Genomic DNA, 21,689 nt, shown 5'->3' with positions numbered 1-21,689 from the left:
ATTATTATAATTGTTAACTTTATTAAATAAGGGTGGGATTCTATGATAAAAAAAGAAAACAGTGTATTTTATATCTCCTTCTTGCTAACAACATTATTCATTATATGGGGAATTACCCCAGCAAGTTGGATACAAGGCTACGATTTACAAAGTGTTACATCTTCTTTAAACTCATTTATCCTCAATAAATTTGGGTGGTTTTACTCTCTACTTATGACTACAATGATTATTTTGGCTGTTTATTTAGCATTTTCTAAGTACGGTTCTATTCGTCTTGGTAAAGATGGAGAAAAGCCAAAATATAATTATCCATCTTGGCTATCCATGTTGTTTGGGGCAGGAATGGGAATTGGACTCCTCTTTTATGGAATCGCTGAACCGATTTCACATTTTACAGATCCATTAACAGGAAAAGCGGGGACAGAGGAAAGTGCCAAACTCGCTATGCAATATTCATTTTTCCACTGGGGACTCTTTCCGTGGTCACTATACGCAATGGTTGCTTTAACAATTGCATATTTCACATTCCGCAAACAAAAAGGTAGCACTATCGGAGCTACAGTTACTCCATTATTTAATCGATCGAAAAATTCTCGTATCGGAAAAACAGTTGATATTCTAGCTGTTTTAGCCACAGTATTTGGCATTGTGCCATCTGTTGGGATTGGTGCTCAACAAATTGCTGGAGGATTAAGCTATTTATTCCCTTCTATTCATAACACTTTACTTACACAGCTCGTACTTATCGCCATCTTCGCCGTTTTATATTTAACGAGTGCACAAACTGGCTTAGATCGTGGGATTAAATATTTGAGTAACTTAAATTTCTCTCTTGCAGGTATTTTACTCGTCTCCTTTTTATTTTTAGGGCCAACCGTATTTATTATGAAATATTTCACATCTACACTCGGTTCTTATATTGGAGCTTTGCCTAGTATGGGATTAAATTTAGGAGCATTTAATGAAAAATCTTCTTCTTGGATTGAAAACTGGACTATTTTCTATTGGGGATGGTGGATTTCTTGGTCTCCATTCGTCGGTACATTCATCGCTCGTATTTCTAAAGGGCGCACAATAAGAGAATTTATTTTTGGAGTTGTATTAGTCCCGACTCTTATCTGTACATTTTGGTTTGCAGTATTTGGTGGTACCGCAATCCATATGGAAATGTTCCAATCGCTTGGAATAGCTGATGAAATTGCAAAAAATGGTACAGAAATTGGATTATTTGCTGTTATTTCACATCTACCATTCTCTACATTTTTAACGATTATCGGGTTAATTTTAGTAGCCACATTTTTCGTTACTTCTGCCGATTCAGCAACATTTGTTGTTTCCATGCAAACGAGTAACGGAAGTTTATCACCGAAAAATAGTTTAAAACTTATATGGGGATTAACAATCGCGATAATTGCCGCTATTTTATTACAAGCTGGAGGATTAAATGCACTACAAATCGCAGCTATAATTGCTGCGCTACCATTTTCTATTGTAGTCGTTCTTATGGTTACTTCACTCTTTAAAGAGCTACGAAAAGAAGATGTTAATTTGCAAACGAAAGAAGTGCCGAAAAAAATAAAAAAGGTTATGTAACGATTGGCGCCTCAAATCACTTCTAAATCCGTAATAAAACCCATTCATATGAAATATCATTTTCATATGAATGGGTTTTTCACTCTATTATATAGTGTTGTAAACATGCTTTTTCCTCAAAACCTACTTTCTTGTACAATTTCATCGCATGATCATTATTCGTATTCAAACATAGTACTATCTCTCTCATCCCTTGGAAAGAGAAAATATACTGAATTGCCCCTTGCAATATCCGCTCTCCGACACCTTTTCTTCTACTATTTTCAGCGGTTGCAATAAATTCAATATTAGCTTCATGAAACTCCGGATTTACTTCAACATATACATAACCTTCTAACTTACCATTCTTCATACTTACAAATAATTTATTCGTATCACTTAAACGTTCAATGATTTCATTTCCTTCATAATATGTATTAGGAAAAATATTATTATGTAAAACAATAAACTGCTCAAATACTTGTTGAGATGCTTCCTCTACTTGATTTATTGTACATTGCTCCACATTAGTTTTCTTTAAAATTAAAACGCTATGTTTCTCTTGTTTTTTAGCTTGTAAATATTTCATAAAGTCGATACCATTACTATTTTTCACGTGATAAAATCCATGAAACTTTTGAATATGAAGTGGAATTTTCTCGATAAGTTTCTTCCACATCTTAAAGCAATCTCTCCCCAATTCGAAGCTATAATAAAAGGCCCCCAAATCTCCGCACTTTCGCTTATCTCATCTATATCAAATCCTAATACACCTACAATTTCATTATTATCATTATAAGAAACGACAAAAGACTTCTCCCACCCTATATCAGAAAAACCATGAAGAATAGCGTCCAATATTTCTTCATGATTTTCCCCGCAATAACCAACATGCTGCGTAATATCTTTATTCATCATCGAAATAAATTCTGCAGCTTCTTCGATCTTTGAAATAGAATTAATATGCATAACTTCCCCTCCTTTTCTAATACACTTAGACAATCACTAGTAATATCCTTCTCTAGTAAAAAAAGACATCATCATATGCATGTTTCTAATAAAACCGCCATGATAATGTCTTCTCAAAAAAGCAAAAATTAATTATATATAATAATAAGATTAAACGTTATTTATTTCTTAAATAATCTCTTTCTAAATACGAACATACTTAGTGCGGAAAGAACAAGTGTTATGCCAGAAAGTAAAGTCGATGTGCTAGCTTCACCGCCTGTTGATGGTAAAAATTTCTTACCTTCCTCTGGCTTATTAGTATGTTGTTTATTTAAAGTGTCTGCTTTTCTTCCCTCGTTTTCAACAACTTGATTATTCCCTTTTGGCTCTTGATCCAATCCTGTTGCTGATTCTTTTACTTCTTTCTTTGGTTCTTTCGCTTCTTCAACTTCTTTTGTTGGCTCTTTTTCTTCTTCTTTTGTTCCTTCAACTTCTTTTACCGGCTCTTTCACTTCTTCTTTTGTTCCTTCAACTTCTTTTACCGGCTCTTTCACTTCTTCTTTTGTTCCTTCAACTTCTTTTACCGGCTCTTTCACTTCTTCTTTTGTTCCTTCAACTTCTTTTACCGGCTCTTTCACTTCTTCTTTTGTTTCTTCAACTTCTTTTACCGGCTCTTTCACTTCTTCTTTTGTTTCTTCAACTTCTTTTACCGGCTCTTTTTCTTCTTCTTTCGATTCTTCAACTTCTTTTACTGGTTCTTTCACTTCTTCTTTTGTTCCTTCAACTTCTTTTACCGGCTCTTTCACTTCTTCTTTTGTTCCTTCAACTTCTTTTACCGGCTCTTTCACTTCTTCTTTTGTTTCTTCAACTTCTTTTACCGGCTCTTTTTCTTCTTCTTTCGATTCTTCAACTTCTTTTACTGGTTCTTTCACTTCTTCTTTTGTTTCTTCAACTTCTTTTACCGGTTCTTTCACTTCTTCTTTTGGTATTAATTTTTCTACTATATTCTGCATTACAATGCCACTATATAATATGCCAGTCTCATAATGATCTGCATCTAAATCAAATTCATATATTTTTTCTCCTAAAGTACGCCAAATGATTCCCTCATCAGTAAGCGTTCCACCTTCACTCTTTAGTGTAATTTTTTCAATTGGCTCTCCCTCTAAATCATATACAGAAATTTTCACTTCTTTATTTATTTCTGCATCATCCAAAATGACCTTTTGCCTTCTAACATCAATTGTTATCCACTGACCTAATTGTATTAATGGCCTTACATCACGAATCTCATTTTCAGCTAATTTTAAACTAAGTAAGTCTAGCATTGATCCAAGAACCGTTACATCTTTAATACGATTATCTGTAAGATTTAACCACTGTAAATTTTCCAATGAAGATAGTGGTGTTATATCTTCAATTTGATTATGAGATACATTCACATTATTCAATTGTTTCAAGTTTGAGATGAACTCAATATTTTTCAGGCCTACTCCTTCTAAAGTGAGTTTTTCTAAGTTCGTCATGTACTCTAAACCTGTTATATTTTTTATCTCATTTCCATTTTCTTTAAGTATCTCTAATTTTTTAATCTGTAATAAATCTTCTTTTGTAATAGGAGCGTTTAAATTCTCTCTACCTAAATTCTCTTTATTAATATGTTGTTGTAAAGTTTTATCGAGAATTACATTTTCCTTTTGTTCATTATCCTCTTTTATTGTTTCCTTGATTTCGTCTAATCTTTCAACAACATTTTGAATTACTGTTCCATTAAACTTAATACGATTCTCTTCTGGCTTTATATCCAACATAAATTCATATGTTTTTTCACCAGTAGTCCCCCATTTAACAGAACCATTATTAACTATCCCATCTTCACTCTTCAATTGAATAGTATCAAGTGGCTCTCCTTGTAAATTATAGATAGGTATTTTAACTTCCTTATCTTTTTCTACATTATTTAAAAAGATTTTTTGTCTTTGAATATCGATATATATTCTTTTTCCTAGCTCTTGAACAGGTCTAACATCACGAATTTCATTTGAACCTAGCTTTAAATCATATAAGTCTGTTAAGTGACTAAGTGGCGTTATATCTGAAATATAGTTTTCTTCTAAATTAAGTGATTGTACAGTAGATAATCTTGATAAAGGTTCGATGTTTTCTAATTCATTTTTAGCAAGATCTAACTCTACTAATTTTTTCATTGATGTAATATGTTCAATATTTGTAAGTCCATTGTTACTTAAAGATAAGTTTTTTACATTTTTCAATTGCTCAATTCCAGCAAGGTTATCATTACTAATTTGATTATTTGCCACAGTCAAAGTCTTTAAAGATTTCACTGTAAATAATGGTTTAATATCTTTTATATAATTACTATTTAAATCTAGCATTTTAATCTTCTTCATTTGGCTTAATGGGCTTAAATCTGAGATTTTATTGTTTCTCAAAGTTAAAAACTCAATATGCTCTAACTCAGCCAAAGGTCCAATATCTTCAAGTTCACCATAGGTTATACTTAATGATTTTAATTGTCTCAATCCCGAGATAAATTTTATATTTTTTAACTTAACTTCTTCCAACTTTAAGTTTTCTAAGTTCGTCATATATTCTAGACCGCTTACGTCTTGTATTCCTTTATTTTTAGCTTCAACGACTATTAAAGATTTAACTTTTAATAAATCTTCCTTAGTTATTGGAGTATCTAGATTTTCTCTATTCAAATTATATTTATTAATATGCCTTTGTAGTTGCTTATCTACTATTACATTTCCAATTCCATCTTGTTGATCCACTTTATCCTCTTTATTTTCCTTTTGTTTTTCTGGAACATTGTTCTCTAAATTCAATGTATTTACTTCAAACTGTACTTGGTACTTATTATCATAGGCCATTGTTGGAATATAAATATGCATTCGCATATTATACCTTTTTCCTAATTCCCCTACTTCAAACTGAATCACTTTCGTTCCATTTTTCTTTTTATCTTCTGATATTACTTTCACATCATGAAACACACCTGGAGTATGAATATCCTCTGTTTTCAAGTATTGAAAGAAATCACTATCACTTAATGTTGCTGTTACAATTTTCTTTCCATTCTCAATTGTTAATTTCGGATCCTTTATATAAACAGCTGCCATAGACTCTTCATTCGTTTTATCTTTATACGCTTTAATAACAGCGTCATATGTACCATCTTCTAAACCTTGTCCAGTTTTATTCGCCTCAATTGCTACTGCCGCTAAAGCAGGTGTTGAATAAACAGCAAACGGAAGTGATAACGCTGCCGCTATAATCATTGCATTTATACGTTTTCTTTTATTTTGTTTCAACTTTACATCTCCTCCGAAATATATAATTCGAAATGTAATCATTTCTCGAATAAATGATAATGATTTTCATTATCATTGTCAACTAGGAAAATAAAAAGTTTACAAAAAAAGAACCTCTTTAAAAGAGGTTATGCCATTTTCTCACCTGATTCTTCTCTAAAAAAGCTTTTCATCGCATGAAATACGTCTGCTTTTTGCTTTAAAATATAGTATCTAAAGTTTTCATCTTTAATATTTTTATAGGCTGACATGAGTGTACTATGGCGGTTGTACTGATTCACTTCCCCATACCCAAACATATTACACTTCTTCATTAGCTCTTCAACAAGTTTTACACATCTAGCATTATCTGATGTTAAATTATCACCATCTGAAAAATGGAATGGATAAATATTATAGCGGTCTGGTGAATATTTATTATCGATAAGTTCGAGTGCTTTTTTGTATACAGAAGAACAAATCGTTCCGCCACTTTCTCCTTTTGAGAAAAACTCTTCCTCTGGAACTACTTTTGCCTCCGTATGATGGGCAATAAATTCAATATCTACTGTTTCATACTTTGTGCGTAAAAATCTTGTCATCCAGAAAAAGAAGCTACGTGCCATATATTTCTCCCATATTCCCATCGATCCACTCGTATCCATCATCGCTAATACAACAGCTTTTGAATCTGGCTTTAATACTTCATTCCAAGTGCGGAACTTTAAGTCTTCTTGGTGAATTGGATGAAAAGATGCTTTACCACTCATTGCATTTCGTTTATATGCGGATATCATTGTTCTTTTCTTATCGATATTTCCCCATAATCCTGTTTTTCTAATGTCATTAAATTCAACATGTTCAATCCGGTTTTCATCCATTTCTTTTCTCTTTAAATTAGGCAGTTCTAACTCTCTAAAAAACGCTTGCTCTAATTCTAAAATAGAGACTTCAGCTTCATAGTAATCTTCCCCAGCTGCATCTCCTGCTCCTTGCCCTTTTCCTGGCCCTTTTTGTTTTTGACCACCTGATCCATCTCTCGCAACGACATCACCAACTTTGCTGTCACCGTTTCCTTGCCCAACATGTTTATTTTTATCATAATTGTATCTAATCTTATATTCATCTAGAGAACGAATTGGTATTTTTACAACATCCTTGCCATTAGACATAACTATACTTTCTTCTGTTACAAGATCGGGTAAATTATTCTTAATTGCCTCTTGTACTTTTTCTTGATGGCGCTGTTGGTCGTCATATCCTTTGCGATGGAGGGACCAGTTTTCCTGTGAAATCGTATAATTTGGTTGATTTTCTTCGCCCATTCCTTTCCCTCCTTACTGTAATTGTCTTCCTGTATGAACAGCAATCTATAAATTTTGTTCTGTAATGTGCAAGCTAGAATGTTTGAAAGGTAACTGCCCACAGAAAATCATCCCATAAACATTTATAACGTTTTTCATACAATACCCCGAGCATCCTAAACAAAATTTTGCCACTCACATAATAGAAAGAAATATTCAGCCACTGATAAGAAAGAAACACAATGCATTGTTGCACATATTTTTACTTTGCAACATATTGTATTGTGTTGGCTTTTTTCGTATGAATGGTTGGTTACTCTATCATATGCATATTGTAAAAATAATTGACAATAAATTCATAAAATTGCATCTTAATTTATTACATTTGGACAAGGTATGACACTTTATACACATATGAACGGATAATAAAACGCTGTCCCGCAAAATACAAGAGACAGCGTTTTGTTATCAAACTATCTGTTTAACAAGCTACCTACATAGCGTAGTAATTCATTTGCTGAAGAAGAATTATAGCCATGCTCATCAATTAAACGCGCAACAACATCATTGATTTTCTTAAGCTGATTTTCGTCCGGCGTTTTCGTTGACGTTGTAATTTTCACTATATCTTTTAAATCGGCAAATAGTTTTTTCTGAATCGCTTCACGAAGACGTTCATGTGAATTATAATCAAAGCGTTTTCCTTTACGGGCATAAGCAGAAATGCGAATTAAAATCTCTTCACGGAACGCTTTCTTAGCATTTTCTGAAATTCCAATTTGCTCTTCAATTGAGCGCATTAATTTTTCATCTGGACTCATTTCTTCTCCTGTTAACGGATCACGTAATTTCGATTTATTGCAGTACGCCTCGACGTTATCCAAGTAATTATCCATAAGCGTCTTAGCTGATTCTTCATATGAATAAACAAACGCTTTTTGTACTTCTTTCTTCGCGATTTCATCGTATTCTTTTCTCGCTAATGAGATGAAGTTCATGTAACGTTCACGGTCTTCATTACTAATGGATGGATGCTGATCTAGCCCATCTTTTAAAGATCTAAGTACATCTAACGCGTTAATAGATGGTACCTCTTTTCGAATGATTGTAGACGAAATTCGGTTAATGACATAACGAGGATCAATACCCTTCATACCTTCATCTTGATATTCGCGTTGTAATTCTTCTACATCAATCGCATTATAACCTTCTACCGTTTCTCCATCATACAAACGCATCTTTTTAATTAAATCAATATCCGGACGCTTCGGATCTTTTAAACGAGTTAAAATGGTGAACATTGCTGCAACGCGAAGTGTGTGTGGTGCAATGTGAACATTCGATACATCACTTTCACGAATCATTTTTTCATAAATATGTTCTTCTTCACTTACTCGTAAATTATAAGGAACTGGCATTACAATAATTCTTGAGTGCAATGCTTCATTTTTCTTATTTGCTATAAATGAGCGATACTCTGTTTCATTCGTATGCGCTACAATTAATTCATCTGCTGAAATAAGCGCAAATCTCCCCGCTTTGAAATTCCCTTCTTGCGTAAGCGATAATAAGTGCCATAAAAACTTCTCATCGCATTTTAACATCTCTTGGAACTCCATCATTCCTCGGTTTGCCTTATTTAATTCTCCATCAAATCGATACGCACGCGGATCTGATTCTGAACCATATTCTGCAATCGTAGAAAAGTCCAGACTACCTGTTAAATCTGCAATATCTTGTGATTTTGGATCAGACGGGCTAAATGTACCAATCCCTGTACGACGATCTTCAGAGAAGAAAATACGCTCTACAACTACATCCTCAATTCTTGATCCGTATTCTTGCTCTAAACGCATGACATTTAGTGGTGATAAATTCCCTTCAATTCTAACCCCATACTCATCAAAGAAATCATCTCGTAAATGATGTGGAATTAAATGCAGTGGATCCTCGTGCATTGGGCATCCTTTAATCGCAAAAATTGCTCCGCGATCTGTTCTTGAATATGTTTCTAATCCTCGTTTCAACATTGTAACTAACGTTGATTTCCCTCCACTAACAGGACCCATTAATAATAAAATTCTTTTTCTAACATCTAATCGTTTTGCAGATGGATGAAAATATTCCTCTACAAGACGTTCTAGAGCATCCTCTAATCCAAAGAGCTGATTACTAAAGAAGTTATACTTTCTTCTACCATCAACTTCTTCAATTCCAGCATCTTTTATCATATTGTAAATGCGAGAGTGTGCTGTTTGAGCCACCCATGGTCTTTCTTTCACAAGCTCCAAATACTCCGCAAACGTACCTTCCCATTGTAAACGCTCTTCTGCTGCTCGATGCTGTTCAATCTTTTTTAGAATATCCATTATAGCTCCTCCCCCATCTCCTTGTTCAATCGGATTATTATAAAAGGTATGCTAGGATGTCCTTAAACATTCTTTAAATCAAAACGAAATATATAATAGCACACTAAAATTCTCTCCAAAATTCAAAGAAAATTCTGTATAATATAGGTATTAACGTTTTTACACTGCTATTCATTATAAATAAATTCTTTTCTTCTAAGAACCTTACATACATTTTGGGTAATAAATAAAACTCATGAACCGAAAAAAGTAAGGAGGATATTAGTATGAAATTATTATTAATTTTAGGTGTATCACTCACATTTCTTACAGCTATTTTTACATCCGGTTACAATGACAAACCAGGTACACATAAAAAATGATGTGCTTTTAGCACATCATTTTTTTTATTTATAATACATATTTTCCATATCATATTTGGATAGTGGTCGGCTATAATAATAACCTTGTACAAGCTTCACATTCTTTTCTTTCAAAAACTGTATTTGCTCCTTTTTTTCTACTCCTTCTGCAATTACATTTAATTCTAAAGTATGAGCTAAATGAATAATTGCAGCTGTAATATTCGTATCACGTTCATCTATATGTATACCTTCCATAAAAGAACGATCAATTTTTAAAGTATCAATTGGATATGTTTTTAAATAACTTAAAGATGAATAGCCTGTTCCAAAATCATCTAAATGAATCTTTAAATTTTGCTCTTTTAATTGTAGTAACACTCTCTTCGATATATCTTTATGTATAAGAGCTCCTTCTGTAACCTCTATCGCTAATAAATGAGTTGGTACATTGTACTTATTTAAAGCCCGTGTAATCATCTCTATTAATGTAATAGAACGAAAGTGTCTAGCTGAAATATTAACTGCAATTGGGACCACATCATACCCTTTATTTAACCATTCGCGCAATTGCTGACACACTTGATTTACTACCCATTCATCCAGCTTAATAATAAATCCTGTTCTTTCTGCCAACGGAATAAATTGGTTTGGAGAAACAAATCCTAATTCCTTATTCTCCCACCTTATTAAAGCTTCCATACTAGCTATTTTTTTCGTTTCAATATTAATTTGTGGCTGATAATATAAGAAAAATTCATTTTTTTCTATAGCACGATGTAATTGATTTTCTATTATAAACCTTTGTTCACGCTCACAGTCTAATCCACTACAATAAAAATGATAATGTCCTTTTCCTTTTTCTTTTGCTTTTTCTAAAGCAGCATCGACTCTCTGAAATAGTATTTTTTCATCTTCTCCATCTGCTGGAGCCATTACAATTCCAATTGACGCACTTAAATATACATCTTCTTCTTCGATTACAAAATATTCACTAATATTTTTCAGTATGCTTTTTGCAACTTCCTCTACATATTCTTTCGTTATATTTTCTATCAACATAACAAATTGATCATCGTGTTCTCTAAATAAGTGCATATCTTCTATTTTTAGATTGCTTAAACATTCTGTAACTTTTTGTAATACTTTATCTCCCTCTTTATGACCAAATGTATCATTAATACGATGAAACTCATCTAAATCTATAAATACAAGTGCAAAATTTACACTCTCATTTAAAAAAGTATTTAACTTATTTGTACATGAAATTCTATTCATTAATCCCGTTAACTGGTCATAGTAAGCTAAATATTCTGTTCGCATTTCGTTTAATACTTGCCTTGTAACATCTCTCGTAACAATATAAATCCCAACAATTTCACCGTTCACAATAATCGGGATAGTTCTCAAAGAAATATATAGCTCGTACCCTTCTTTATGAACATATTTCTTTGAAACAATTTGTTTTGCTTTTCCTTGCATCGATCCCTTAAATATAATTTGAAAATCTTTTTCATATTCTTTATTAATGAATTCAAAAATAATTTTATTATTTAATTCCTCATACCGGTATCCAAATATTTCATACGTTGCCGGATTTGCATATGTAACTTTCCCTATAGAATCTATAGATATAATTGAGTCATTATTATATTCCAGTAACGACTTAAATAACATTTGTTTTTCCTCTATCTCTGTCTTCTCCTCAATTTGAGCTGTAATATCTCTTGTAATACAAATAACAAATTGACATATTCCTTCTTCGTCGCAGACAGGATTAAGTGAAGATTCATAGTGTATCTCACCTTTTGGTAAATTGACTACATCACAAAAGGTGTGTGCTTTCGCTTCTCTCACTACTTTTGCATATTGCCTTTGCAATATCCCCGCTATATCTTTTGGTAATACTTCTGCAAAAGTTTTTCCATAGCACTCTTCGCTTAACCTAGCATAATCCATTCCTATTTTATTCACATACATATATTGAAACGTTTCATTATCAATAACTTTCAATATGAATACTAAATCTTGAATAGCATGTAATAATCCTTGTCTAATTAAATCCATATCTATCATACTTAAAAAGGTATTTTGATTACTATATTCTTCCTTCATATTTATCTCAACCCGTCTTATCTATTTTTAATCATATATCCCATTCTATATGATTATGTCCTCTCTTTTAAATGTATGATTATATATTATTTTTATTTTATAAAAAAAAGTCGCCATATGGCGACTTTTAATAAACGATTTCTAAATCTAATCCAGGGTAATTTTGTTGACGGAACGCTTCATAAATTAAAATTGCTGCTGTATTAGATAAATTTAATGAACGTACTTTATCTGTCATTGGAATACGTAAACAATGATCAAAGTTTTCTTCGATTACATTAGCTGGTAAGCCGTTTGTTTCTCTTCCAAATACAAAATAGTAATCCTTCTCGCGCTTGCTATAGTCAAACGCTGTATGAGCTTTCTCGCCATACTTTGTTAAATAGAAGAATTCACCGTCTTTATTTTTTTCATAAAATTCTTCAATTGAATCATAGTACGTAATTTTTACGTGCTGCCAATAATCTAATCCTGCACGCTTTAACATTTTATCATCCGTTGAAAATCCAAGCGGTCTAATCAAATGTAATTCTGTTCCAGTTGCTGCACAAGTACGAGCAATATTCCCTGTATTTGCTGGAATTTCTGGCTGATATAAAACAACATGTACTCCCACGCGATATTCACCTCTGTTTTTTGTCTACTACGTATTATACCACTTGAGCGAAAAATCTCTACCCATTAATAATATGAAAGAATTTATATTTCATTTGTGGTGTATATTTACTAGAGTCTTCATAGTTCCAATAACGTCGACGGCTATTCGCTGAATGTGCATTTACAAGCGGCATACCATCTGCATCTTTTGCTACTACAATCGTCGTATGATTCCATCTTCCGTCATCCTCGAAATCATAAGCAATGACATCTCCAAGAATAAGTTCTTCTGGCCTCTCTACCGCCTCTGCTCGAAGTCCTGTTGTAGCACCTGACAAATACCAATAAAAAGAATGTGCAACAGCCCAGCTCCAGCTCCACTGATTCTCCCTTTGCCACCATCCTTTACGAATATTAGGATATCCGCTCATAGGTACTTCTCCAGTATGAAGACATTGAGAAATGAAATTCGTACAATTATCAGGGAAATTACGATACATAGGATTTCGGTCATCCCACCAACGCTCTGCATATTTCACTGCCTCTAAACGATTATACTGATAAGAACCGTACTTCTCTTTCGTAATTTCCCTTTCTAATGTCTCACCCATTCTAATTTCTTCTGACACTTCAATAGCATAATCGCCTATAATCCGACTATTATTTAAACAAACTCTTCGTTTTAATTGTTCCTCTTCAATATAAAATAATTCTTTATGCTTAATTAAATATTTAAAATGTATTTGATAATCAATTTCTTGATGGTCATTACTATTTAATTGTCTAATGAAAGAAACATCCGCAGTTGCTTTCACTATATGTGCACTACGTCTTTGAAACAATTGTTTCTTTCTCATTGCCATTTGTAGTAAATCCTCAGCAATACCATCCACATTCGTTCTTTTCTCCGTTATATATGCTAAAAATTGTTGTACTTGGTTTTCAATCTTCGTTTTTACAACCATTCTGTCTCCCTCCCATATTACAATATGAAAAAGGGAAATATTATCTACTCTTTTTTCTGTGCTAACAATTCAAGCCCGCGATTCATTTCATGAAGCACTTCTTCATCTTTCTCACGTTCCATCGCTTTCTCAATCGCTTCGCCTACTCCATTTCCGCCAATTTTCCCAAGTGCCCATGCTGCCGTTCCGCGTAGTACTGGTCTTGGGTCATCTTTCATAACACCAATTAAATCAGGAATTGCCGATGTTTCTTTAAAATGTGCTAATGCTAAAATCGCATTTCTTTGCAGTGGCTTTTTCCCTCTCCATGACCCTGACATAATCCCATATTTCTCTTTAAAATCACGATTACTAATTGTTAAAAGTGGTGTTAATAATGGTTTAACTAGCTCAGGATCCGGCTCCATCTCAGGATGATTATGAAAATCCATTCCTTTGTTTTTCGGGCAAACAGTCTGACACGTATCACATCCATATATACGATTTCCTATTTTATCGCGATATTCTTCAGGTAGGAATCCTTTCGTTTGTGTTAAAAACGCAATGCACTTCTTCGAATCTAACTGTCCCCCCTGTATTAAAGCACCGGTAGGACAAATATCGATACATTTCGTACAGCCCCCGCATTGATCTTCTATCGGCTTATCTGGCGGGAATGGAACATTTGTAATCATTTCCCCTAAGTATACGTACGAACCAAATTCAGGTGTAATAATAGAGCAGTTTTTACCGCTCCATCCAATGCCTGCACGCTCTGATACAGCTCGATCACTTAATTCACCTGTATCAACCATGGACTTCACTTCTATATCCGGAAGTTTTTCAATTAAATATGCTTCTAATTTTTGCAAACGATCTCGTAAAACAAGATGATAATCTTGTCCCCAAGAAGCACGACAAAAAATCCCACGGCGTTCTCCACGCTTACTTAATGGTGCATTTTTTAATTTTGAAGGATATGCTAAAGCAATTGCAATAATTGATTTAGCACCCGGTAATAACAGTTGCGGATTCGTTCTCTTCTCTATATCAGGCTCTTCAAATCCAGATTGGTAATTTAATTGTTGTTGCTGGATTAAGCGCTGCTTTAATTCCTCAAAAGGAGAAGCACTCGCAAAGCCTATTTTATCTATGCCAATTGTTTTACTATACGCAATTACATCTTGCTTTAATTGTTCAAAATCCATTCCTAATCGCCTCCTCAGATGAATCCATCCCTTATGTAACGACCCTATTGGTTAGTAATTCACTTTTGGAATACTATTATTTACTTCTATTTTCGCATGTAATTAGGTTTTTCAAACATTAAAAAACGCAATGCCTCGTTTATCTCGGAAACGAAACACTGCGTTGATCACAATTTATAGAAAAACATTTAATAAAATTTGGAGCGGGTGAAGAGAATCGAACTCTCGACCAGAGCTTGGAAGGCTCTTGTTTTACCACTAAACTACACCCGCAAATATGAATTACATATAAGATATTAGAATAACTTATGTAAAGTAGTATAGCATGTAAAAAAAGTAGAGGCAAGAATTTTATCGAAAAAAGTCGAAAAAGTGATGAGAGACCTCATCACTTTTTCAATTCTTTATCAATTGCCTTCTTCATACTATCGAAATCAGGGTTTGCAAGATTTCCGTTTACATATACAGAAGGAGCACCTTGAACTTTTAATTTTTGAGCACGATCTGAATCTTTACGTACTTTTTCTTTAATGTCTTTACTGTGTAAATCTTTCTTAAATTGCTCTACATCAACTTTTGGAAGTTTCTCTTTCACAATGCTAAGAAGCAAATCTTCTGTAATCCATTCTTCCGTATCTTTCTTTTGATTTTGATAAATCTCATCATAGAAAATCCAGAATGAATCTTTATCTTGTTTATAAATTGCTTCACCAGCTGCTGCACCTAAATCCGAGTCTTTTCCGATAAATGGGAAGTTAATAAAATATAACTGCACTTTGCCTTTATCAATATACTCTTCTTTTAATCGAGGTAATACCGTTACATCCCAAGTACGACAAGCAGGACATTTAAAGTCTCCAAATTCAACTACCTTAACTGGAGCATCATCTTTCCCTAAAGATTGTTGCGTAGAATAAGCAAACATCTCATTCCCTTTATCTTTTTTGTCATTTATGATGCTATACGCAATTGTTCCAATTACAATCAATACTGCGATAGAAAAAACTATACCAAGAGCCATGAGTTTATTTGATTTCATATACATTCCTCTTTAAATTCATATTCTGTATACAGCATTGTACACAATACACATAATATCAACACTTATATACGTCACGCAATGAACACGCTCACATAAATTACAAAAACACAATAATTGTGACGATATTGTGTCACAATTTGTCACAATTTATTCAAAAAAAAGAAGCTCCTCTGTAGGAACTTCTCTTAACTTACTGCTTTTTTACGCGCGCTATTTAACATCGACTGCTCTATTTTTATATCATGACGAATTACTAATTTCTCACTAACTGCTTGAACATACTCATCATGGCTTATATAGCCTTCTTTCTCCATTAGTCTCAAAACAACATTTCGTCTCTCTACTGCTTTATCATAGTTTTGGGCAGGTGAGTAATAAGCAGGTGCTTTTACTACAGCAGCCATCATTGCACTTTCAGCCAACGTTAATTGGTTCACCTTTTTACCGAAGTAAAGGTTTGCTGCTTTTTCAATTCCCCACGCTCCTTCTCCATAATAAATATTACTTACATATAATTTTAAAATTTCATCCTTCGTAAATGTGCGTTCAATTTTTTTCGTATAAAAAATCTCTTTCCACTTACGAGAAAATGTACGTTCATTTGTTAAAAAAGCATTTTTAGATAGCTGTTGTGTAATCGTGCTTCCTCCTTGCACGACACCACCAGCCTTTATATTCTCAACTGAGGCTCTAATAATTGCTATATAATCTAAACCGTTATGATGATAAAATCTTTTATCTTCTGTCGCAATAAATGCATGTGTTAATGATTCTGGCACCTCTAACTTAGCCGGTACATGTAATTTACTAATATCACTTTTCTCAATCATTACATTTCCAATGAATAATAACGTACAACTTAACAATAATAATAATATAATGGCTTTATAAAAAAGTTTAGTCATTGGATTTAATGCAACTTTTTGATGATAGTTCACCCTAGATAATACTCGTTCTTTCATCTTGAACACCTCTTTTCCACACAGCATATAACTCTTACTTTAAGAATACATTGTTGTAAAAAAATATCCCATCGATTTCTCTTACACGTACCTTACATCATTGTAAGGTATAAAGTGAAACTTTAATGAGCCCTCATCAATCAGGCTTACTGCCCAGCAAATAGTGGGATAAAAAAGTATTGTATCACAGTATTTTTTTATCTACTATTCATCTGAAATATTGAATATAGGTTATGTTAAAGCACGAATAACCAATAAAAGAGAAACCCTTAAGACTATTATATTTTCACTTTACACTTTAATTATATCATCTACAAATATATATACTTTTGACTATCTAGTAATCTAAATGTATATAACATATAGACTTATTATACAGAACAAACGTTCTGAAAATCAATACTAGTACTATTATTATTTTGACCTTTTTCTTAAACAGTATACAAAAAAGAGTAGTGATTCGAATGTATCTCAAATCGGCTACTCTTTTCTTTACAATCTTCCTATTAAATTATACGGCTGTACTTCCCACGTTTCATACGGAATAAAATGTGTTGCTCTCATTGCATCAAGCGTTCTGGATTTCATATGAGGACGCGTTATATACTCATCTATGTTCTCTTCATTTAAATCAACAAATTTAGCCTCTTGTATCTCTTCAGGTTGAGTTTTTATTTCACCACTTATATATGCTACTTTAAAAACAACAGCTAGAATATGCATAGAGGTATTATAATAAACCCCTGTAATTCCGATAGGCTTCACCGTTAACCCTGTTTCCTCTTTTATTTCCCTACAGACAGCTTGATCGAGCGCTTCGCCTTCTTCTACCTGTCCTCCTGGCAACTCCCACGTATCAGCTCGCCAGTGCACTTTTGTTAATAACACTTCATTTTTTTCATTTGTTAAATAACCTGCTACAGCAACTATATGCTTTGGTGTCTTATGTTCCATATTAAGCCTCCTAGAGATAATGAATATTATATATATCCCTATAATCATATTCACTACCTACAACAAAATGCCTTTAATACTTCATCACTTTAATTAACTTCATAAAAAAAGACCCTATCCGCTAAGCGAAAAGGGTCATCTATCGTATTACTCTCCTAAGTCTACGTTGTGATAAACTTGTTGAACATCTTCCAAATCTTCTAATGCATCAACCATTTTCTCAAATTGTGCTTGAGCATCTTCAGGAAGTGTTACATCACTTTGTGCAAGCATTGTTAATTCTGCAACTGTAAACTCCTCAACGCCAGCACCTTTAAGTGCAGATTGTACTGCATGGAATTGATCTGGTTCAGCATACACGATAACAGAATCTTCTTCTTCTAGAATGTCACGTGCATCTACATCTGCTTCCATTAAAATTTCAAGAACTTCATCTGATGTTTTACCTTCAAGGCCGATAACAGCTGTCGCATCAAACATGTAAGCTACAGAACCGTTCACACCCATATTACCACTGTTTTTGCTAAATGCAGCTCGTACATCTGCTGCAGTACGGTTTACGTTATTTGTAAGTGTATCTACAATAACCATAGCTCCATTTGGTCCGAATCCTTCATAACGAAGCTCGTCATAATTTTCTTCTGAACCGCCTTTTGCTTTTTCAACTGCACGATCAATAATTGTTCTTGGAACATTGTATGTTTTCGCACGCTCTAATACAACTCTTAGCGCTTGGTTTGATTCTGGATCTGGCTCGCCTTGTTTTGCTGCCACATAAATTTCACGCCCAAATTTCGCGTATATACGGCTTGTATTTGCATCTTTTGATGCTTTTTTGTCTTTAATATTGTTCCATTTACGGCCCATACTTTCCACTCTCTTTCCCGTTTTAAATCTACATAAAAATATTAATATGAAATATAATGTGTGTTCAACACATTTTTAAAAGAAATATAAAAAGTTCATTTTTGATTCATATTATAGACATAATATAAATCACTATCATTTTGTTCTTTCGACAAGTTATATTATACATGAATTCCTACGTTTATTACGAATTTTAGAAGCACCTAGTATAATTTAACAAAAAGAAGTTTTTAGAGATTACAAACTTAACCGTTGATAGTGTACTAATATCTACTGGTGGTATCGGATTTAACTTCATGTCACCGGGGTGGAGAAATTCTCTCTAGAGTACTCGAAAGAAATATTGTATATACAATATTTTTTTTGCTTATTTTGTCATGTAATGAAAAGAAAACAAAAAAGCTCTATACTAATTGTATAGAGCTTTTTTTACGCCGTTTATGATACCGATGGTCGGGGTCGAACCGACACTCCCGAAGGAACACGATTTTGAGTCGTGCGCGTCTGCCAATTCCGCCACATCGGCACAAAAGAAAAGGCGGCAACCGGATTTGAACCGGTGATAAAGGTTTTGCAGACCTCTGCCTTACCACTTGGCTATGCCGCCATATAAAATTTATTGGAGCGGAAGACGGGATTCGAACCCGCGACCCCAACCTTGGCAAGGTTGTATTCTACCACTGAACTACTTCCGCAAAAATGGCTGGGCTAGCTGGATTCGAACCAGCGCATGACGGAGTCAAAGTCCGTTGCCTTACCGCTTGGCTATAGCCCATCGAATTCTTACTTAATTATATGTAAGTATCCATTAGATTATTTGTAATTTTTAAAATAAAAATGGGGCGACTGATGGGAATCGAACCCACGAATGCCGGAGCCACAATCCGGTGCGTTAACCACTTCGCCACAACCGCCATGTTGTGTAAATATATTTTGGCAGGGGCAGTAGGAATCGAACCCACACTGGAGGTTTTGGAGACCTCAGTTCTACCTTTAAACTATGCCCCTATGTAAATGGTGGAGGGGGGCAGATTCGAACTGCCGAACCCGAAGGAGCGGATTTACAGTCCGCCGCGTTTAGCCACTTCGCTACCCCTCCGAAACTTACATGGTGCCGGCTAGAGGACTTGAACCCCCAACCTACTGATTACAAGTCAGTTGCTCTACCAATTGAGCTAAGCCGGCGTATTTTATTAAAATAAATGGTGGCTCGGGACGGAATCGAACCGCCGACACGAGGATTTTCAGTCCTCTGCTCTACCGACTGAGCTACCGAGCCTTATTAAAATGGCGGTCCCGACCGGGGTCGAACCGGCGATCTCCTGCGTGACAGGCAGGCATGTTAACCACTACACCACGGGACCATTTGGTTGCGGGGACAGGATTTGAACCTGCGACCTTCGGGTTATGAGCCCGACGAGCTACCGTGCTGCTCCACCCCGCGATAATACTATTTATATAAAATTTATATGGTGGAGGATGACGGGATCGAACCGCCGACCCCCTGCTTGTAAGGCAGGTGCTCTCCCAGCTGAGCTAATCCTCCAAAGTGGTGACCCGTACGGGATTCGAACCCGTGTTACCGCCGTGAAAGGGCGGTGTCTTAACCACTTGACCAACGGGCCAAATATTATAAATCCTATGGCGGAGAGCAAGGGATTCGAACCCTTGATACGCTTGTGACGTATACACGATTTCCAATCGTGCTCCTTCGGCCAACTCGGACAGCTCTCCAATGGCTCCGCAGGTAGGAATCGAACCTACGACCGATCGGTTAACAGCCGATAGCTCTACCGCTGAGCTACTGCGGAATAATATTGCCTGGCAACGTCCTACTCTCACAGGGACAAGGTCCCAACTACCATCGGCGCTAAAGAGCTTAACTTCCGTGTTCGGTATGGGAACGGGTGTGACCTCTCTGCCATCATTACCAGACATTATTCTTTTGAGACAATCATTATTATAACTTATTTACTTTAAAAGTCAACAAGTTTTTTATGTTCTCTCAAAACTAGATAACATTGCTACATATTATATGGTTAAGTCCTCGATCTATTAGTATTCGTCAGCTCCACATGTCACCATGCTTCCACCTCGAACCTATCAACCTGATCATCTTTCAGGGATCTTACTAGCTTACGCTATGGGAAATCTCATCTTGAGGGGGGCTTCATGCTTAGATGCTTTCAGCACTTATCCCTTCCGCACATAGCTACCCAGCTATGCCCTTGGCAGAACAACTGGTACACCAGCGGTGCGTCCATCCCGGTCCTCTCGTACTAAGGACAGCTCCTCTCAAATTTCCTACGCCCACGACGGATAGGGACCGAACTGTCTCACGACGTTCTGAACCCAGCTCGCGTACCGCTTTAATGGGCGAACAGCCCAACCCTTGGGACCGACTACAGCCCCAGGATGCGATGAGCCGACATCGAGGTGCCAAACCTCCCCGTCGATGTGGACTCTTGGGGGAGATAAGCCTGTTATCCCCGGGGTAGCTTTTATCCGTTGAGCGATGGCCCTTCCATGCGGAACCACCGGATCACTAAGCCCGACTTTCGTCCCTGCTCGACTTGTAGGTCTCGCAGTCAAGCTCCCTTATGCCTTTGCACTCTACGAATGATTTCCAACCATTCTGAGGGAACCTTTGGGCGCCTCCGTTACACTTTAGGAGGCGACCGCCCCAGTCAAACTGCCCACCTGACACTGTCTCCCGGGTCGATAAGACCCGTAGGTTAGAATTTCAATACAGTCAGGGCGGTATCCCACCAGCGCCTCCACCGAAGCTAGCGCTCCGGTTTCAATGGCTCCCGCCTATCCTGTACAAACTGTACCAAAATTCAATATCAGGCTACAGTAAAGCTCCACGGGGTCTTTCCGTCCTGTCGCGGGTAACCTGCATCTTCACAGGTACTATAATTTCACCGAGTCTCTGGTTGAGACAGTGCCCAAATCGTTACACCTTTCGTGCGGGTCGGAACTTACCCGACAAGGAATTTCGCTACCTTAGGACCGTTATAGTTACGGCCGCCGTTTACTGGGGCTTCAGTTCAGAGCTTCGCTTACGCTAACCCCTCTCCTTAACCTTCCAGCACCGGGCAGGTGTCACCCCCTATACTTCGCCTTACGGCTTCGCAGAGAGCTGT

At 35.5% G+C, this 21,689-nt stretch carries 12 protein-coding genes, 16 tRNA genes, 2 rRNA genes and 2 pseudogenes (1 of these 32 only partly in view); 2 read left to right on the top strand and 30 right to left on the bottom strand.

The window, feature by feature from the left end:
- The first annotated feature begins 42 nt into the window (after window positions 1–42).
- Entirely contained in the window at window positions 43–1,593 is a 1,551-nt protein-coding gene (gene opuD, locus BHV55_RS02940; RefSeq protein ID WP_000591580.1) for a glycine betaine transporter OpuD, read from the top strand.
- 79 nt (window positions 1,594–1,672) lie between these two features.
- Here the strand turns inward: opuD and BHV55_RS02935 are convergent.
- The 13 genes and pseudogenes from BHV55_RS02935 to BHV55_RS02875 all read right to left on the bottom strand — a co-directional run bounded on the left by BHV55_RS02935 (window position 1,673) and on the right by BHV55_RS02875 (window position 18,543).
- A pseudogene (locus BHV55_RS02935) lies at window positions 1,673–2,541 on the bottom strand (GNAT family N-acetyltransferase).
- 161 nt (window positions 2,542–2,702) lie between these two features.
- A complete protein-coding gene (locus BHV55_RS02930) occupies window positions 2,703–5,861 on the bottom strand; it encodes an NEAT domain-containing protein (RefSeq protein ID WP_168369331.1) in 3,159 nt (1,052 codons plus the stop codon).
- Between the two features lie 128 nt (window positions 5,862–5,989).
- Entirely contained in the window at window positions 5,990–7,165 is a 1,176-nt protein-coding gene (yhbH, locus tag BHV55_RS02925; protein WP_000503518.1) for a sporulation protein YhbH, read from the bottom strand.
- 452 nt (window positions 7,166–7,617) lie between these two features.
- Complete coding sequence (locus BHV55_RS02920) at window positions 7,618–9,513, bottom strand: PrkA family serine protein kinase (RefSeq protein ID WP_000353273.1); 1,896 nt, start codon at window positions 9,511–9,513, stop codon at window positions 7,618–7,620.
- Between the two features lie 386 nt (window positions 9,514–9,899).
- Window positions 9,900–11,969: a sensor domain-containing protein gene (locus BHV55_RS02915; protein WP_048568046.1), complete on the bottom strand. Its 2,070-nt coding sequence runs from the start codon at window positions 11,967–11,969 to the stop codon at window positions 9,900–9,902.
- A 127-nt stretch (window positions 11,970–12,096) separates the two neighbouring features.
- Entirely contained in the window at window positions 12,097–12,585 is a 489-nt protein-coding gene (gene trmL, locus BHV55_RS02910) for a tRNA (uridine(34)/cytosine(34)/5-carboxymethylaminomethyluridine(34)-2'-O)-methyltransferase TrmL (RefSeq protein ID WP_000538147.1), read from the bottom strand.
- 58 nt (window positions 12,586–12,643) lie between these two features.
- The gene (locus BHV55_RS02905) at window positions 12,644–13,531 is read right to left on the bottom strand and encodes an amidase domain-containing protein (RefSeq protein WP_000260594.1); all 888 of its coding nucleotides are present in this window, start codon (window positions 13,529–13,531) and stop codon (window positions 12,644–12,646) included.
- 44 nt (window positions 13,532–13,575) lie between these two features.
- On the bottom strand, window positions 13,576–14,718 hold the full coding sequence (queG, locus tag BHV55_RS02900; protein WP_070758248.1) for a tRNA epoxyqueuosine(34) reductase QueG: 1,143 nt from the start codon (window positions 14,716–14,718) through the stop codon (window positions 13,576–13,578).
- A 199-nt stretch (window positions 14,719–14,917) separates the two neighbouring features.
- Window positions 14,918–14,991, bottom strand: a tRNA-Gly gene (locus BHV55_RS02895).
- Window positions 14,992–15,106: 115 nt separating this feature from the next.
- Window positions 15,107–15,757 (bottom strand): DsbA family protein, encoded by a 651-nt coding sequence (locus BHV55_RS02890; protein ID WP_000841306.1) that lies wholly within the window; start codon window positions 15,755–15,757, stop codon window positions 15,107–15,109.
- Between the two features lie 188 nt (window positions 15,758–15,945).
- Window positions 15,946–16,722, bottom strand: a complete 777-nt coding sequence (locus BHV55_RS02885) for a transglycosylase domain-containing protein (RefSeq protein WP_000664715.1) — start codon at window positions 16,720–16,722, stop codon at window positions 15,946–15,948.
- Window positions 16,723–17,214: 492 nt separating this feature from the next.
- A complete protein-coding gene (locus BHV55_RS02880) occupies window positions 17,215–17,676 on the bottom strand; it encodes an NUDIX hydrolase (RefSeq protein ID WP_000400456.1) in 462 nt (153 codons plus the stop codon).
- Window positions 17,677–17,823: 147 nt separating this feature from the next.
- The gene (locus BHV55_RS02875; RefSeq protein ID WP_000532952.1) at window positions 17,824–18,543 is read right to left on the bottom strand and encodes a YebC/PmpR family DNA-binding transcriptional regulator; all 720 of its coding nucleotides are present in this window, start codon (window positions 18,541–18,543) and stop codon (window positions 17,824–17,826) included.
- 218 nt (window positions 18,544–18,761) lie between these two features.
- Between BHV55_RS02875 and BHV55_RS02870 the strand changes: the two are divergent.
- A pseudogene (locus tag BHV55_RS02870) lies at window positions 18,762–18,869 on the top strand (DUF3884 family protein); the annotation flags it as partial.
- A 118-nt stretch (window positions 18,870–18,987) separates the two neighbouring features.
- Here the strand turns inward: BHV55_RS02870 and BHV55_RS02865 are convergent.
- From BHV55_RS02865 to BHV55_RS02785, 17 genes are all read right to left on the bottom strand, one after another.
- Window positions 18,988–19,069 (bottom strand) — tRNA-Leu (locus BHV55_RS02865).
- A gap of 10 nt (window positions 19,070–19,079) precedes the next feature.
- Window positions 19,080–19,150: transfer RNA gene (locus BHV55_RS02860), tRNA-Cys, on the bottom strand.
- Window positions 19,151–19,163: 13 nt separating this feature from the next.
- Window positions 19,164–19,238: transfer RNA gene (locus BHV55_RS02855), tRNA-Gly, on the bottom strand.
- A gap of 5 nt (window positions 19,239–19,243) precedes the next feature.
- Window positions 19,244–19,318: transfer RNA gene (locus tag BHV55_RS02850), tRNA-Gln, on the bottom strand.
- Between the two features lie 63 nt (window positions 19,319–19,381).
- Window positions 19,382–19,457 (bottom strand) — tRNA-His (locus BHV55_RS02845).
- Between the two features lie 20 nt (window positions 19,458–19,477).
- Window positions 19,478–19,551 (bottom strand) — tRNA-Trp (locus tag BHV55_RS02840).
- A 7-nt stretch (window positions 19,552–19,558) separates the two neighbouring features.
- Window positions 19,559–19,642: transfer RNA gene (locus BHV55_RS02835), tRNA-Tyr, on the bottom strand.
- 10 nt (window positions 19,643–19,652) lie between these two features.
- Window positions 19,653–19,728, bottom strand: a tRNA-Thr gene (locus BHV55_RS02830).
- A gap of 18 nt (window positions 19,729–19,746) precedes the next feature.
- Window positions 19,747–19,822, bottom strand: a tRNA-Phe gene (locus BHV55_RS02825).
- A gap of 9 nt (window positions 19,823–19,831) precedes the next feature.
- Window positions 19,832–19,907: transfer RNA gene (locus BHV55_RS02820), tRNA-Asp, on the bottom strand.
- Window positions 19,908–19,910: 3 nt separating this feature from the next.
- Window positions 19,911–19,987: transfer RNA gene (locus BHV55_RS02815), tRNA-Met, on the bottom strand.
- 26 nt (window positions 19,988–20,013) lie between these two features.
- Window positions 20,014–20,089: transfer RNA gene (locus tag BHV55_RS02810), tRNA-Val, on the bottom strand.
- Window positions 20,090–20,093: 4 nt separating this feature from the next.
- A tRNA-Glu gene (locus BHV55_RS02805) sits at window positions 20,094–20,168 on the bottom strand.
- A 17-nt stretch (window positions 20,169–20,185) separates the two neighbouring features.
- Window positions 20,186–20,277: transfer RNA gene (locus BHV55_RS02800), tRNA-Ser, on the bottom strand.
- A 2-nt stretch (window positions 20,278–20,279) separates the two neighbouring features.
- A tRNA-Asn gene (locus BHV55_RS02795) sits at window positions 20,280–20,354 on the bottom strand.
- 8 nt (window positions 20,355–20,362) lie between these two features.
- Window positions 20,363–20,478: ribosomal RNA gene (gene rrf / locus BHV55_RS02790) — 5S ribosomal RNA — on the bottom strand.
- A 100-nt stretch (window positions 20,479–20,578) separates the two neighbouring features.
- Window positions 20,579–21,689, bottom strand: a 23S ribosomal RNA gene (locus tag BHV55_RS02785) (it continues 1,811 nt past the right edge of the window).

It is taken from the genome of Bacillus sp. RZ2MS9 (assembly GCF_001816185.2).
Lineage (GTDB): Bacteria > Bacillota > Bacilli > Bacillales > Bacillaceae_G > Bacillus_A > Bacillus_A cereus.
Note: the sequence above shows the minus strand (reverse complement) of the source record. Positions and strands in the feature narration are given on the sequence as shown.

Bases quoted from the DNA above. Each gene is read 5' to 3' on its own strand.
- opuD (WP_000591580.1), top strand. From the start codon at position 43: ATGATAAAAAAAGAAAACAGTGTATTTTATATCTCCTTCTTGCTAACA.
- yhbH (WP_000503518.1), bottom strand. From the start codon at position 7,165: ATGGGCGAAGAAAATCAACCAAATTATACGATTTCACAGGAAAACTGG.
- BHV55_RS02920 (WP_000353273.1), bottom strand. From the start codon at position 9,513: ATGGATATTCTAAAAAAGATTGAACAGCATCGAGCAGCAGAAGAGCGT.
- BHV55_RS02915 (WP_048568046.1), bottom strand. From the start codon at position 11,969: ATGAAGGAAGAATATAGTAATCAAAATACCTTTTTAAGTATGATAGAT.
- BHV55_RS02905 (WP_000260594.1), bottom strand. From the start codon at position 13,531: ATGGTTGTAAAAACGAAGATTGAAAACCAAGTACAACAATTTTTAGCA.
- queG (WP_070758248.1), bottom strand. From the start codon at position 14,718: ATGGATTTTGAACAATTAAAGCAAGATGTAATTGCGTATAGTAAAACA.
- BHV55_RS02890 (WP_000841306.1), bottom strand. From the start codon at position 15,757: ATGAAATCAAATAAACTCATGGCTCTTGGTATAGTTTTTTCTATCGCA.
- BHV55_RS02885 (WP_000664715.1), bottom strand. From the start codon at position 16,722: ATGAAAGAACGAGTATTATCTAGGGTGAACTATCATCAAAAAGTTGCA.
- BHV55_RS02880 (WP_000400456.1), bottom strand. From the start codon at position 17,676: ATGGAACATAAGACACCAAAGCATATAGTTGCTGTAGCAGGTTATTTA.
- BHV55_RS02875 (WP_000532952.1), bottom strand. From the start codon at position 18,543: ATGGGCCGTAAATGGAACAATATTAAAGACAAAAAAGCATCAAAAGAT.